Raw genomic sequence first — 15956 nt, 5'->3', positions numbered from 1 at the left:
TTAAATAGTATTTAACTAGATTTCAACAATTTCAAACTCAGACTTGCTGGCACCACAATCCGGACACACCCAATCATCAGGAATATTTTCCCATTTTTGGCCTAACTCATTCTCTTCTTTAGATGTACCTAAATATTCATCATATACCCAACCGCACACAATACATCTATACTTCTTCATTACCATTACCAATCCTCCATGCATAAGATTATAAGAAAATAATACTTATTCACTTACAATTTATCGGCATATTGTGATAAATAATTAGCTACGCCTGCAGGTGTATCTTTCATACCTTCATCACCCTTATTCCAACCTGCTGGACAAACTTCGCCATGCTTACTATGAAAATCAAGTGCATCAACCATCCGCAACATTTCATCAACATTACGTCCTAGTGGTAAATCATTCACTACTTGATGACGAATATCAAAATTCTCATCAATTAAAAACGATGCACGCAATGCAACACCTGTTGGATGCACAATACCATAAGACTTCATAATAGCATGATTAGTATCAGCTACCAATGGAAAATCAATAATGCCTAACCCGCCATCCATTGGAGCAATCTTACGCCATGCATTATGCGTAAATTGAGAATCTACTGAAACACCAATCACTTCAACACCTTTGTCATTAAACTGTATCATTCTATGATGATGCGCTAAAATTTCTGAAGGACAAACAAAGGTAAAATCTAATGGATAAAAAAACAATACAATTTTCTTACCTTTTAAGTCAGAAAGTTGAAAATTATTAACAATAGTACTATCTGCTAAAACAGCAGCAGCTTTAAAATCTGGAGCTTGTTGTGTTACTAAAACATTCATATATTTATCCTATGATATAATTTAAATAATTATTAAGTCAATTATACAGTTAATTGTACTAATAATTCATTATTCAGCAAGTAAGGGTTTATATTTTATTGACAAGACAAAACTGGACAAATACTTAAGTAAAATACTACTTATGCTTAAAATTTACAATACTCTAAGTAAACAAAAAGAGATTTTTCACCCAATTAATAATGATAAAGTGGGTATCTATGTTTGTGGAATGACAGTTTATGATTATTGTCATATGGGTCATGCACGAGTATTGGTAATGTTTGATGTCATCACCCGCCATCTTAGACGACATTTCTCAAATGTTGAATATGTGCGTAATATCACCGATATTGATGACAAAATTATCAAGCGCGCCATTGAAAATAAAGAAGATATACACACATTGACCAATCGCTTTATTGACGCCATGCACGAAGATGAACACGCGCTTGGCATACTACCACCTGATATTGAACCACGTGCAACCAACACAATGGAACAAATATTTTGTATGATTAAGTCGCTAATTCAGAAAGGCTTTGCCTATCAAGCTCATAATGGTGATGTTTATTATTCAGTACGACATTTTAAAAATTATGGGAAATTCTCAAGGAAAAACCTTAATAAACTTGAAGTAGGAGCTAGAATTAAGATGGAAAGTGCCAAAAAAGACCCACTAGATTTTGTCCTCTGGAAAATGTCCAAACCTAACGAACCAAGTTGGTCATCTCCTTGGGGAAAGGGTCGACCTGGTTGGCATATTGAATGCTCTGCTATGTCCACACATCACTTGGGTAATCATTTTGATATCCATGGGGGGGGCATGGATTTAACCTTCCCTCATCATGAAAACGAAATTGCCCAATCTGAAGGTGCAAACAATTGCACTTTTGTTAATATTTGGATGCACGTTGGTTTTGTGAATATTAATAATAAGAAAATGAGCAAATCGCTGAATAATTTTTTCACAATTCGTAATGTATTAAAAAACTATAATGGCGAAATATTGCGTTATTTCATCATGAGTTCTCATTACCACAGTCCACTAAACTTCTCAGATGAAAATCTTAATAAAGCAAAATCATCACTGTCTCGTTTATACAACACTATTCGCGGCTTAAATACTTCTAATATAAGAACTGAGGAAATATCTATACATTTTGATTATTCAGTCCGATTTAATGAAGCACTTGACGATGACTTTAACACACCTATTGCTTTAAGTGTTTTATTTGAATTAGCAAAAACAGTCAATATACAACGTGAAAATAACACTGATCAAGCCAACATCTTGGCACAATTATTAAAAAAACTCGGTGGTTACATTGGTATTTTACAGATGAATGCAGATAAATTTTTAAAACAAGGTATTTCTTTATCTGATGAACAAATTAATACAAAAATCACAAATAGAAATAAAGCCAGAATCAATAAAGATTTTACACTAAGTGACTATATCAGAGATGAACTAGCTAAATTTAATATTATACTAGAGGATCATATTAATGGTACAACTTGGCATAAAAAATAGTATTAACTAATCTTCAATAGACACTGTTTTAATTTTATTAAACATAAATAGTACTTTGCTAAACTTGAATTTTTCAATATAAAATATGATACAATCCATTTATTAATTGTAATAATAAATCACAATCTAATCCCCAAAAAATCAAAATATAAATAATAAGATCTATCTTATTTTTCGTAAAATAAGGCTGCATTCATATTCTTTGAATTTTTGATAAAGAAGTATTTAAACTGGATTTTAACAAACCAAAAAAAGAATATAGTTCATATGACTCAAATACATCCTTTTATGATAAACTATGTCTTATAGACAAGAAGGCACAGGAGAAAGTGCATTTATTTAGTTACTAACATTCATGGAACACCATTCCAATTGAAAACAAAAAAAGAATAGTAATTTTGGCACAAAATAGAAAACTAAAATAAGTCTAACAAACAAAAATATCTTTTTTTGACAACTCTTTATCTATGCTAAATTCATCTAAACAATATGGCATTAGCATTGTCATTGACATTAATAAAATCAATAAAATAACTTACTAAACATCAAAAATTTTGAACAAGATTGTGACCTATCAAGGAATATTAACATATGATGAATACATCAATTGGCATTCTCTCAGACACACATGGATTTATTCATCCCAACATTGTTAAGTTGATGAACAAATGCGATATTATTATTCATGCTGGTGATATTATTGATGAGAAAACCCTTCAAGCACTTAAACCTAAACAAAAATTAATCGCTATCCAAGGTAATAATGACACACACATAACTCATCTAAATTTAATAGAAAAATTAAGTTTTTCAAGTGGAAACATCATTATCGAACATGGACACAAACATGGACATCATCAACCTTCTCATAATTCGTTAAGAGCCGCCTATCCCAATTCAAAAATTATCATTTATGGACATACTCACAAACAAGTCATAGATAAAATAAAAACACCTTGGATTATTAACCCTGGTGCTGCTGGGAAAATACGTAATCATGGTGGTTCAAAATGCTTTATTCTTAAAATTAACCACTTACAAAAATGGAAAATTACTCCTTATATTTTCAATTGAAATCAATAATTTAAAGGTATAATTATTAAAACTTTAAGAAATTAAGGAAAAATAATGAAAAATGCTTTTTATGCACAATCAGGGGGTGTTACTGCTGTAATTAATGCATCAGCTTGTGGTGTAATTGAAACAGCTCGTAAACATTCAAATAAAATCGGTACAGTTTATGCAGGTAAAAACGGTATTATCGGTGCGTTAACTGAAAACTTAATAGATACTTCAAAAGAATCTATTACCGATATTAAAGCCTTAAAACACACACCTTCTGGTGGCTTTGGCTCTTGTCGTTATAAAATGAAATCTTTAGAGACAAACAAAACAGAATACGAAAGACTAATCGAAGTTTTTAAAGCGCATAATATTTGTTATTTTTTTTACAACGGTGGTGGTGATTCAGCAGATACTTGTTTAAAAGTTTCTCAATTATCTGAATCAATGGGCTATCCAATTCAAGCTATTCATATACCTAAAACAGTCGATAACGACTTACCTATTACAGACAATTCTCCAGGTTTTGGATCAGTAGCTAAATATATTGCTGTTTCTACCATGGAAGCTAGTTTTGACGTCGCCTCAATGGCAGCAACTTCAACTAAAATATTTGTCCTTGAAGTTATGGGTCGTCATGCAGGTTGGATTGCATCAGCAGGTGGTTTAGTTGACAACTCTATCCCTGTCGTGATTTTATTCCCAGAAATTGGTTTTGATGAAAAAAAATTCTTAGATAAAGTTGATAAAAATGTCAAAGAATTTGGCTACTGTACAATTGTTGTATCCGAAGGTACAAAATGGCCAGATGGTCGTTTCCTATCAGAGCAAAATACACACGATGATTTTGGTCATGCTCAACTTGGTGGCGTAGCACCAATTATTGCTAAATTAATCAAAAATGCCTTAGGTTATAAGTATCACTGGGCAGTTGCAGATTACTTGCAACGTGCTGCTCGTCACTTAGCCTCAAAATCCGATGTTAAACAAGCCTATGCATTAGGTCAGGCAGCTGTTAACATGGCGCTTGAAGGTAAAAACTCAGTCATGCCTGCTATTATTCGAACATCAAATAATCCCTATACTTGGAAAATTGGTTCAGGAAAGTTAGAAGATATTGCTAACATTGAAAAGACGATGCTTATGAACTATATTTCTAATGACGGCTTTGGCATTACTGAGGCTTGTCGTGAATATTTACAACCACTTATAGAAGGTGAGGACTATCCACCATACAAAAATGGTTTACCTGATTATGTAGTAATGAAAAAATTAATGGCGGATAAGAAATTACCTCCATTTGAAGTTTAAATTTTACTCCTAAGATAAAGCCATTAAATAAAAACAAACAAGGAAAAAATGAACATAATTTTATTAGGCCCTCCGGGGGCAGGTAAAGGCACCCAAGCAACCAATATTTGTCATAAATATTCAATACCTCAAATTTCAACTGGGGACATGTTACGCGTTGCTGTTAAGGTAGGTACACCATTAGGTATTGAGGCTAAAAAAATCATGGATTCTGGTGGTTTAGTTTCTGATAATATTATTATTAATTTAGTCAAAGAAAGAATACAACAAAATGATTGTAAAAACGGCTTTTTATTTGATGGCTTTCCACGTACAATAACTCAAGCAGAGGTTTTAAAAAAAGATAATGTTAAAATTGACTTTGTGATTGAAATTCAAGTGCCAGATCAAGAAATTATTGCCCGTATGTCAGGTCGTCGAACTCACCTAAAATCAGGTCGTACTTACCATGTTACCTATAATCAACCTAAAATTGAAGGAATTGATGATATTACTGGCGAAAAACTAGTACAACGTTCAGATGATTCCGAAAATACGGTAAGATCACGCCTAGATATATATCATAATCAAACTCAACCACTAGTTAAATACTACCAATCCTGGATGGATAAGGATAGTAGCGCACCTAAATATGCTGCAGCCATTGGTATAGGTACGCTTGATGAAGTTAAAGATCGTATCTATACCCAATTAAGTTAAACAGTTTAATTTCTTATGATTAAAAATAATGCAAGAAAAAGTAACATACTATTTCATCCTGTTTCTTGTAAATAACATCAGAGAATAAAATAAATATATTCAAAATATAATAAAAAAAACAGTTTATTAACCAACAATTAAAGTTTACTATTCCCTAAAACTCAATCAACAATAATTCTTATAATTACACCTCAAATATTTTCGGTTAACAAGCTAAACCTAATTTTATTAAAAACTACTTAAAACTTTAGTTTATATTTAAATAATGGAAAATTTGATCATATAAATACTGAAACAAATACTAGCATTTATTAACACTCTAAATGATAATTAAAATAAGTTTTATTCTATAAAATTATTTTAATTATCATTTCACTATATAGGAAATTATTAACTATAATCAACCTTGAATAAAATTCAAACACACAACTAGAAAGGAGAAAATAAAATAATGGACATAATTCTTATCCTTGCCATTTCGGCATCAACTGTCGCTGTTTTATATGGCTTATTAACAATTACCTGGATTAACAAACAACCTTTAGGTAATGACAAAATGAAAGAAATCTCAAACGCAATCGCACAAGGCGCAAGTGCTTATTTAAACCGTCAATATTCAACCATCGCTATAGCAGGTGCTATCTTACTTATCATTATTACTTACTTTTTAGGCTACACAGTTGGTATTGGATTTTTAGTTGGTGCAGTATTATCAGGTATAACAGGTTATATTGGCATGAATGTATCAGTTAAATCTAATGCTAGAACAGCACAAGCAGCTCATAATGGTATAAATGCTGCTTTCCAAGTTGCTTTTAAGGGTGGCGCTGTTACAGGTATGTTAGTTGTTGGTTTAGCGCTATTAGGTGTCTCTGGTTACTACACCGGTATGATTGAATACGGCATTGCACAAAAAGACGCATTACATGCACTGATTGGTCTTGCATTTGGTGGTTCACTCATTTCAATTTTCGCGCGTTTAGGTGGTGGCATCTTTACTAAAGGTGCTGACGTTGGTGCTGATATTGTTGGTAAAGTTGAAGCTGGTATTCCAGAAGACGATCCACGCAATCCTGCAGTAATCGCTGATAACGTTGGTGATAACGTTGGTGATTGTGCAGGTATGGCTGCTGATTTATTTGAAACTTATGCAGTGACTATTATTGCAACTATGATGCTTGCAGGCATTTTAGGCTTAAGTGATAATGCTATTTTATACCCGTTAGCTCTAGGGGCAATTTCAATTATTACATCCATTATAGGTACTTTTTTTGTTAAAGTTTCTGATACTGGTTCTATCATGGGTGCTTTATATAAAGGCCTAACCATTTCAGCAATACTAGCTGCAATTACTTTCTACTTTATTACCAATAACATGAATATGGGAATAAATTTATTCTACGCATCACTCATTGGTTTAGCACTAACAGCTGTTATGGTTGTAGTAACAGAGTATTACACGTCAACTCAATATAGCCCTGTACAACATGTTGCAGAAGCGTCTCTCACAGGCGATGGCACTAACGTTATTGCTGGCATTGGCCTAAGCATGAAATCCACTGCCTTACCTATCCTTGCAGTATGCGCAAGTATTTGGGGTGCGTATGAACTTGGCGGTTTATACGCTATTGCAATTTCAGCAACCGCTATGTTATCAATGACAGGCGTTATTGTGGCTATGGATGCTTATGGTCCAATTACGGACAATGCTGGAGGTATAGCAGAAATGGCTAAACTTCCAGAAAAAATTCGCAATATTACCGATCCTTTAGATGCTGTTGGTAATACTACTAAAGCAGTAACTAAAGGTTATGCAATTGGTTCTGCCGGTTTAGCAACACTAGTTTTATTTGCAGATTTTACCAATGAAATTTCAATTAAATTTGGTAGTAATATACCATTTGACCTCTCAAATCACAAAGTTATTATTGGTTTATTCCTAGGTGGCTTGATACCTTACTTATTTGGCTCAATGGCAATGGAAGCTGTTGGTCGTGCTGCAAGTGGAATTGTTAACGAAGTACGTCGTCAATTTAAAGAAATACCAGGTATTATGAATTACACACAAAAACCTGATTATTCTAAAGCAGTTGATATGTTAACCAAATCAGCCATTAAAGAAATGATACTACCTTCTATCCTACCAATCGTATTTCCAGTTATGGTTGGTTTATTATTAGGTGCTGAAGCGTTAGGTGGATTATTAATTGGTTCTATCACAACTGGTATTTTTGTTGCAATATCAATGACCACTGGTGGGGGGGCATGGGATAACGCTAAAAAATACATCGAAGATGGTCACTTTGGCGGAAAGGGATCAGACGCCCATAAAGCTGCTATTACTGGTGATACGGTAGGAGATCCATATAAAGATACAGCTGGACCTGCAATCAATCCATTAATTAAAATTATCAATATTGTTGCAATCATGATTATCCCTATTTTGTAAAAATTAATATTCCTTATGCAATATGTCTTTTTTAAAATTTGAGTCTTAAATAATATTTATTTAAGACTATGTAAATTCAAGTCTTTAGTATGTTCACTTAAAATAAAATCTGCTTGCGCTTTTAACAATGTATTCGCACATTCATACAAATCGTTATACTCAGAAACACCAGTATCAAAACGCTTACTAGTTAGATAATAAAATAAACTTTTGTAAGAGAATATACCCATCTTTAAAATAATAAAAGTTGAGTTTTCATCTTCCCAAACAGCAGCTGGAATAAGTGTTAATACACCTTCTTTAGTAATTTCAATATCAGCTAAATTAACATTAATATTTTCTTTTTTCCAACGCTTATTAACTGCACTTTGAATGGTTTTTATTTCTGATTCTAAAAAATCAATACTCATCATTAATGCACTGTTAATAATTGTTCTATATCTGGATGTTCATCTGTCATACCACCTACTTCCATCTCTCCATCTGTTGCATCACGAACCAAATGAATGTCAAGAATAAACTTAACCTCACGACCACAAAGAGGATTATTACCATCAATAGTAACTGTTTTATCATCAACTTTAGTTACCAAAAAATCCTTAAACTCTCCTTTAGAATTCTCCATAACAATCTTAATACCAACTTTCTGATATTTCTGGGGAATATTTTCTATATTATCAATAAAAACTAAAGATTCATCACGAATCCCATAGAGTTTGTCTACATCAATATCAACCTCAATAACATCTCCTTGCTTTTTACCCTCTAATTCATTAATAACCTCTTTACCTAATGTATCATTAATACCATGCACATAGCCGACTGGGTACTCAATTGATAAAAAAATATTACCAGTCTTTTTATCAATAACTTTATAGATCAGCTCAACATATTTAAACTCTTTAATAATATTATCCACAATTTCTAAAAAATTGTTGTACCAAAAATTTTAACCACATCATCTTCATAACCAAGCACCAGTCTTCCTAAATACTCGCCTTCTTTTTTAGAATGAGTTTGTTTATACAACACAGTTACATATTGACCACGGCGAATCATACCTAAATATCCCGCACCTTTTTCAAGACCTTTAGTTAATTCACTACGAGCAAATTGCTTTCCCATTTCAATTTCATTAGCACCACGCAAAAAATCCTCTGAAAAATGACGACTAAAAGCACCGTAATTACCATTATTAGAATATTTAACTAAATTATTCCACATTGGATTTGCAATTGCTAAAATTTCCTCATCTGTTTTATCAATAATGTTCATTGATTCAATAACTCCAATAAAACGTTTTTTCTTAAAATACACGATAAATAAAAAAAGACCAACATATGAGTATTGGTCTTTTAATTAAAATAGAAATTTTAATTAAACCTCTACTTTTTCATCCCCTTCATCAACTAAATGGTAACAAGGTGCCTTCTCTAATGTATATTCACCAGTAACACGATTACGATGAGAAACTGTTAATACATGCCAATTTTTATCATCTAATTTCATAGCATCTCCACGATAATAATATCCAGGCCAACGAGTTTCCTTACGAAACAATGTATGATGAGTCACACATTCAGAAGTTCGATGACGGTGTCTTAATTCCCATCCACGCATCAACTGATGAAGATCTTCTGCGCCAATATGTTCTAAATCTTCTTCTAAAATAGATAACTTCTTCAATCCTATATTAAGCAACTTATCATTAGTTACATAAGAAACAGTAACGCCGCCACAATACTCATCCATAATCTTTTGCAAACGTTGTAATCCACTCATTGGAAGAATGTAGCTTGGAGATACTGTACCAGCAACAATTTCATTACGACCAATCGTATAATTCTCTAAAGGCTTATAAATTTGTTCTTTACGCTCAGCAATTTGCTTATTAGATACAACAATACCTTCTGCTTTACCTTCATCAATATATTTACAAGCGGCCTTAGCGGCTAAACGGCCTTCTGTAAATGAACCTGATGAGAACGCATGTGGCGTACCACCAACAGTATCTCCAGCACCAAACAAACCATCTACCGTCGTCATGCGATTATAACCCCAAAAGTATTCATCAGGAGAAATATCTTCAGGACCTGAGCACCATGCACCACAACCAGTAGCATGTGAACCCATTACATATGGCTCAGAAGTTGTTAATTCAGGATTTTCGTATTTAGGATCAACATCTGTTGCAGCCCAAAGTACTGCTTGACCAACAGTCATACCTAAGAAATTTTCCCAACCAACTTCTTCTAGATGAGGATCTTTAAATGCTTCCATTGTTACCATATGAATTGGACCACGACCAGCGTTTACCTCGCTAATAAATGCATGATTACGCAAACAAGTTGGAATTGGTTTATGAGATAAATGTTGACCTTCTGTATCTAAATATTCTTTACCTACCATTTTTGATAGTGCTGGAAACCACTTAGACTCGTACTCATCACCATACCCATTTTGGGTATAAGTCTTAAGATGTAAAAAGTATGCACCAACAGGACCATAACCATCTTTAAACCTTGCAAGAACAATACGATTTTCCATTTGTGTCATTTTCGCACCAGCTTCGATCAACAAGCCATAAGCAGAACCAGAAGACCATGGTGCATACCATACACGACCCATACCTTCACCGACTGAGCGAGGCTTAAAAATATTAGAGGCGCCACCAGCACCAACAATAGTAGTCTTAGACTTAAACACGTGGTAATTACCAGTACGTACATTAAAACCTACAGCTCCAGCAACACGATTCTTTTTCTTATCATCCATTAATAAGTGAGTAACCATAATACGGTTATAGACTTTATCAGCTTGCTTAGTTGCAGCTTCAGCAACAATAGGCTTATATGATTCACCGTGAATCATAATCTGCCAACGACCTTCACGCATATAAGCGCCAATAGCTTCTCTCTTAGGATCCTTCATTAGTGGAAGACCCCATTCTTCAAACTTATGTACTGCAGAGTCAACATGGCGAGCCATATCAAACAATAAATCTTCACGGACTATACCCATCAAATCCATACGCGCATAACGCACATGGTCTTCAGGATTATTTTCACCGAAACGAGTACCCATATAACAGTTAATCGCATACAAACCTTGAGCAACAGCACCTGAACGATTAATATTTGCTTTTTCTGCAATTATAATTTTTTTATTACGACCCCAATATCTAGCTTCATAAGCAGCACCTGTACCGCCTAATCCAGCACCAACAACTAAAATATCAATGTTATCTTCTACAATTGTTTTAATACCCATTAGTAGTACACTCCTTCTTTAAATTTCAAGCCATTAGATTCTAATGTATGAATATCACCATCATCCATGCGAATATATTTAGGTTCAAATGCTAATAACTGTGAGTTACGCATATCATCACTAGGCTCAGGCTCATTTCTTAGATCAGGAATCTTAGTTCCCCATGGCTGAGTCGTAATTGGTGATAAAAAATTCTTTACACGTCCATCACGAAATTTAACTCTCCATGCAATAGTGCCTTTCTCTTCATCACGAATAACACGAACACTATGTCCTAATGGCGCAAAGTCTGCATAACCACGTACATCAATTGCTTGATGTGGACATGCTTTAACACATGAATAACATTCCCAGCACATGTTTGGTTCAATATTATAAGCACGACGATATTTATCATCAATATGCATAATATCAGATGGGCAGATATCTACACAATGTCCACAACCATCACAACGAGTCATATATACAAAAGTTGGCATATTATTTTCCTCTCTTCTTATTTAATTAATATTAATAATGCTTAGGCGCTTCACGCTTAATGCCAAGGCCCATATCCATAGGAGCATCTTTTAAAAGCTCCATTGAATGTCTGTTCTGTTGCCACACATCATTTCTTGTCTCATGAGGCAAGTTCTCATTTGTACCATTAGCTTTAATAATTCGCTTATTATATGCAGCAATAGGCTTAAAAAACATATGAGAAAATTTAGACCAATATACACCACCAAAGAGTGATATAGTAGCTAAAATAACTAAAATGAACCATACACCAGTACCACCGCCATATATATTCCAACCTAGCACAGATACCGAAGTTGCCATTAATGACAAACTAAACATATCTCTTCTAATAACCACTCTTGTCCAAGAATAACCTTCTGCTTGACTGTCTACTTTAAACCCAAACCAATACCAAAATGTACCAATAAATAGCATTATTGCACCAATATTCCATACTTGTGCTAACATCTGAGTTTCTTGCGCACCAAAAATAATAATTATAGTTGCTACATTAAAGAAAATAAAACCCCACATAGTTAAAATATGTACTAATCTACGAAGTCCATTACTAAATTCACCAGCTGTTGAAATATCTACTACAACCGTACTTGCCAATATATTTACTTTATCACTAACGCTTAATATTTTAAGTCTATCTTCTTCTTTACCCAATGAACATGGCGCATTACCAGCAGATAAATCCTTCTCAGATTTTGCTGATGCTCTAAAAAAGTAGATTGAACTTTTCTTATGTAACAAATCTAATACTGTCATAATGACCACTAAAGCAATCATAATAACTACGTATATTTGCATATTTACATATGAAATACCTTCTGCTAATAAGCTAGCAATTGGTGTTGAATTGATATCGATCATTAGTTCTTCTCCTTAAGTTAAATCACTCTCATCCTAAATTGTGCCAACTTTTTTTAATTAGCATTCCCTATTTTTTGTTTCAACACTTAATAGCATTTTGTCAAAATTCGACTTATTATACTTGCATAAAGTTAACTCACAAAATCAAACCTATTGCTTTATGGTAATATTACGGCGTATCTCTTTAGATATACAAAATTAAGATATTCAACACTATTGAGTAGAATGATTATTCAATTTTTCTACCTTATCTTCATTTTTAATGCTAGCATAGTATACTTGTAACACTTTAGCTACTTCAGGACGAGAAAAAGTCTCTGGTAACTCTTTATTCTCAGAAAGTATCTTACGAACTTCAGTACCTGATAGTAATACGCGATCTTCTGAGCTATGAGGACAAGTTCTCATTGAAGAGATGCCGCCACATTTATGACACCAGAATGTCCAATCAAACTTTAACGCCTTTATCACTAACGCATCATTAGCAATCACATCAAATATATTATGTGCATCAAATGGACCATAATAATCATTAACACCGGCATGATCACGACCAACGATAAGATGTGAACAGCCATAATTTTGTCTGAATAATGCATGTAATAATGCTTCACGAGGGCCTGCATAACGCATATCTAATGGATAACCAGATTGTAAGATTGTATTATCTACAAAATAATTTTTAATTAATACTGAAATTGCCTCTGAACGTACATCAGCAGGAATGTCTCCATCCTTAAGACCACCTAATACTGAGTGAATCATAACACCATCACAAATCTCAACTGCAATCTTAGTTAAATATTCATGTGAACGGTGCATTGGGTTACGTGTTTGAAATGCTGCTATTGTCTTCCAACCTTTATCATAAAAATAAGCACGAGTTTCCATAGGAGTCATGTATAAGTTGCCATATTTTTTAGGAAAATTACCATCTGATAATACCTTGATAGAACCAGCAAGATTGTATTTTCCTTGAGCCATTACCATCACAACTCCTGGATGCGCCATTTCAGTTGTTTTATAAACAGTATTACACTCATAAGATTTATCAATCGAATACTTTTCACTGACAACCATAGTAGCAATAATGTCATTCGTTTCTCCATTAACCAAAGCAACCTCATCACCCTGCTTAATATCTTCATTATTAGTAGACAAAGTAATAGGGATTGGCCAGAATAAACCACTTGACATGGTCATATTATCACATACACTTTGCCAATTTACATTATCCATAAAGCCTTCTAACGGGGTAAAACCACCAATACCCATCATAATAATATCACCAACTTCTCTTGAAGAACAGATAACTTTTAGTAGTAATTTTGCTTTTTCTACCTCAGATATTAGAGATTTACCTTCTAAAGCTAAAGGCTTTAATTTGTCACCTCCATGTGGAGGAACTAGTTTTGACATATTATAATCCTATATTCAATATAAAACCAAAAATTATACCTATGGTCATTTTTACCTATATCACTCTATGGGGATATTTAAACATACCCCTATAGATATATAAATTAATAATATCTAAGCAGGAATAATAAAAAATATAACTATATTTAGTGCTAAAATCCTATACGAGATATGCTTTATCTTTAAGATGTGCAGGTTCTTCTTCAGTCATATAAATTATATTTAAATACTAGCGTCCTTAAAATAGGACTAATTTAGTTTGGATTATTGATAATATAAAAATTTTTACAGAGACTTTTAATTAAAAATTAATCTTATTTATAGTATCCCCACCACATCACTTATCAACTTTATTTTTTGCTTAATTACATCATAAATCATACCAACAGCATGAATATCAGCAGTATCAGATTGGTAGTGCACTTTTTCTTTAGTTCTATATATTTCCAAACTATTTGATTGATCAATAGACAAATCTTTAGTACTAATCTTAGAACCAGAGTCTTTTATAATTCTTACTTTACCTAATAATTCTATAATTTGTTCTTGTTCATTTATATCTACACCATCAGCATAAATCTTATCTTTCTGAAATATATAAACAATTTTATTTTTTGAATAAAAATGTTTTTGACCTTCAATTTGATTAATATACAAGTCTTTAGTCAAAATTTGTTGACCATCACTTTGATTAATCTTAATATTACCTACTAACTTTATTATATCATCTTTAGCTCGTATCTGTATACCTTGAGATATAATCTTGACGGTTTCACCTAAATAAGTTACTTGTTTCTTACTCATCAAGTCTCTAGTCTCAAAACCGACTAATAATTCTTCTGTATTTATCTTATGATTAAGTCCATTGCAAGAATGAATACCAACTTCCCCTTTAAACTTAATTCCACTATTGTTAACATAATGAGCACGTTGAGAATTTAATACATAATTTTTATTACCTTTTAAATCATAAAATGATACTTTCGGCTCTATTAATAGTGCTGGGGAGTCTTTAAAACTAAAATAGCTTTTAGCTTTAACGAAATATGATAATTCTGCTTTAGCATCAAACACCTGTAAAGAAAAATTATCAATTTTTTCAAGATAGGTCACTTCTTCAAAAGAAGTTTGATCATGTATTAATAGTTCTTTCTGTTTATCTTCCTGGACAGAACATGAAACCAAAAATAATCCTATAAAAAACCATATAATAGCAATTATTGCTATTATAAAAACTACACTTAACAAACTATGTCTTAACCGAGAGTCAAACATGGTATTTAATAAAGAAATTAGCCATATATATGCAATAACCCCAGACGCTTCACTCAATTCTATTCTAATAAGATGGGTCATTACTAAACATCAGATTAGTATACTCCAATATCGACACAAAACTAATAACGACAATATAAAACTCAAAGAGGCATATGTATTACGTCAACTATGTTTAGCTCATAATACTTTATTTATAATAAATGACGATATTAATCTAGCAAAAAAAGTCCATGCTGATGGTGTACATTTAGGAAAAGATGATGGTTCAATACAACAAGCAAGACAGCAATTAGGTATTGATTCTATCATTGGTATATCTTGCTATAATGATATTAATTTAGCATTTCAAGCTCAAAAGCAAGGTGCTAATTATGTAGCCTTTGGCGCGCTATTTGATTCTAAAACAAAACCCAATGCATCATATTGCCCACTTAATCTAATTACTAAAGCAAAACAACTATTACACATACCAATTGTTGGTATTGGTGGTGTTGACCTTTACAACCAACAACAAGCTTTTGATGCTGGATGTGATGCAGTAGCAATGATTAATACTCTGTTTAAAAATTATCACTAGAAATCATAAACTCTTTCGTATAAATTTAGATTAGTACACAATACTTAAACTTAAAGTCTGATTTAATATCACTAAATTAATCTTGTGTCTAATCTTTTTAAATAAATATTAAGGTTAAATTCAAAACCGAACACAAAATAAATTTAA

General features: G+C 32.7%; 16 protein-coding genes. 6 read left to right on the top strand and 10 right to left on the bottom strand.

The genetic code is table 11. The features are described from left to right. Positions 1-15 precede the first annotated feature (15 nt). Positions 16-180 carry a rubredoxin gene (locus tag HUW60_RS00495; RefSeq protein ID WP_190600504.1) on the bottom strand — a complete coding sequence of 55 codons (165 nt, stop codon included), beginning with the start codon at positions 178-180 and terminating at the stop codon, positions 16-18. Positions 181-233: 53 nt separating this feature from the next. After that, a complete protein-coding gene (locus tag HUW60_RS00490) occupies positions 234-833 on the bottom strand; it encodes a peroxiredoxin (protein WP_190600503.1) in 600 nt (199 codons plus the stop codon). A gap of 142 nt (positions 834-975) precedes the next feature. Between HUW60_RS00490 and cysS the strand changes: the two genes are divergently transcribed. From cysS to HUW60_RS00465, 5 genes are all read left to right on the top strand, one after another. Continuing rightward, positions 976-2364 carry a cysteine--tRNA ligase gene (gene cysS, locus HUW60_RS00485; protein ID WP_190600502.1) on the top strand — a complete coding sequence of 463 codons (1389 nt, stop codon included), beginning with the start codon at positions 976-978 and terminating at the stop codon, positions 2362-2364. 594 nt (positions 2365-2958) lie between these two features. Beyond that, positions 2959-3438: a metallophosphoesterase family protein gene (locus tag HUW60_RS00480; RefSeq protein WP_238924488.1), complete on the top strand. Its 480-nt coding sequence runs from the start codon at positions 2959-2961 to the stop codon at positions 3436-3438. 54 nt (positions 3439-3492) lie between these two features. After that, positions 3493-4737, top strand: coding sequence for a 6-phosphofructokinase (locus HUW60_RS00475; RefSeq protein ID WP_190600500.1), 1245 nt, complete (start codon positions 3493-3495; stop codon positions 4735-4737). A 48-nt stretch (positions 4738-4785) separates the two neighbouring features. Beyond that, positions 4786-5436 (top strand): adenylate kinase, encoded by a 651-nt coding sequence (gene adk, locus HUW60_RS00470; RefSeq protein WP_190600499.1) that lies wholly within the window; start codon positions 4786-4788, stop codon positions 5434-5436. Positions 5437-5887: 451 nt separating this feature from the next. Further along, the gene (locus tag HUW60_RS00465) at positions 5888-7885 is read left to right on the top strand and encodes a sodium-translocating pyrophosphatase (protein WP_190600498.1); all 1998 of its coding nucleotides are present in this window, start codon (positions 5888-5890) and stop codon (positions 7883-7885) included. A gap of 56 nt (positions 7886-7941) precedes the next feature. Here the strand turns inward: HUW60_RS00465 and HUW60_RS00460 are convergent, their stop codons facing one another. The 8 genes from HUW60_RS00460 to lptC all read right to left on the bottom strand — a co-directional run bounded on the left by HUW60_RS00460 (position 7942) and on the right by lptC (position 15229). Beyond that, entirely contained in the window at positions 7942-8295 is a 354-nt protein-coding gene (locus tag HUW60_RS00460) for a hypothetical protein (RefSeq protein WP_190600497.1), read from the bottom strand. 2 nt (positions 8296-8297) lie between these two features. Then, positions 8298-8804 (bottom strand): FKBP-type peptidyl-prolyl cis-trans isomerase, encoded by a 507-nt coding sequence (locus HUW60_RS00455; protein ID WP_190600496.1) that lies wholly within the window; start codon positions 8802-8804, stop codon positions 8298-8300. A 5-nt stretch (positions 8805-8809) separates the two neighbouring features. Continuing rightward, positions 8810-9160 (bottom strand): hypothetical protein, encoded by a 351-nt coding sequence (locus HUW60_RS00450; RefSeq protein ID WP_190600495.1) that lies wholly within the window; start codon positions 9158-9160, stop codon positions 8810-8812. 102 nt (positions 9161-9262) lie between these two features. Then, entirely contained in the window at positions 9263-11155 is a 1893-nt protein-coding gene (gene aprA, locus HUW60_RS00445; RefSeq protein ID WP_190600494.1) for an adenylyl-sulfate reductase subunit alpha, read from the bottom strand. Beyond that, positions 11155-11634: an adenylyl-sulfate reductase subunit beta gene (gene aprB / locus HUW60_RS00440; protein ID WP_190600493.1), complete on the bottom strand. Its 480-nt coding sequence runs from the start codon at positions 11632-11634 to the stop codon at positions 11155-11157. The genes aprA and aprB overlap by 1 nt, the downstream gene beginning before the upstream one ends. 31 nt (positions 11635-11665) lie before the next feature. Further along, positions 11666-12535: an adenylylsulfate reductase gene (locus HUW60_RS00435; RefSeq protein ID WP_190600492.1), complete on the bottom strand. Its 870-nt coding sequence runs from the start codon at positions 12533-12535 to the stop codon at positions 11666-11668. A 213-nt stretch (positions 12536-12748) separates the two neighbouring features. Beyond that, positions 12749-13954 (bottom strand): sulfate adenylyltransferase, encoded by a 1206-nt coding sequence (sat, locus tag HUW60_RS00430; protein WP_190600491.1) that lies wholly within the window; start codon positions 13952-13954, stop codon positions 12749-12751. A gap of 318 nt (positions 13955-14272) precedes the next feature. Beyond that, positions 14273-15229 (bottom strand): LPS export ABC transporter periplasmic protein LptC, encoded by a 957-nt coding sequence (lptC, locus tag HUW60_RS00425; RefSeq protein ID WP_238924486.1) that lies wholly within the window; start codon positions 15227-15229, stop codon positions 14273-14275. Here lptC and thiE point away from each other — a divergent pair. Then, entirely contained in the window at positions 15228-15809 is a 582-nt protein-coding gene (gene thiE / locus HUW60_RS00420) for a thiamine phosphate synthase (RefSeq protein ID WP_190600489.1), read from the top strand. The genes lptC and thiE overlap by 2 nt on opposite strands. Positions 15810-15956: the final 147 nt, after the last annotated feature.

It is taken from the genome of Candidatus Vesicomyosocius sp. SY067_SCS001, from assembly GCF_014706615.1.
Lineage (GTDB): Bacteria > Pseudomonadota > Gammaproteobacteria > PS1 > Pseudothioglobaceae > Ruthia.
This window is presented reverse-complemented; position numbering and strand designations above follow the sequence as displayed.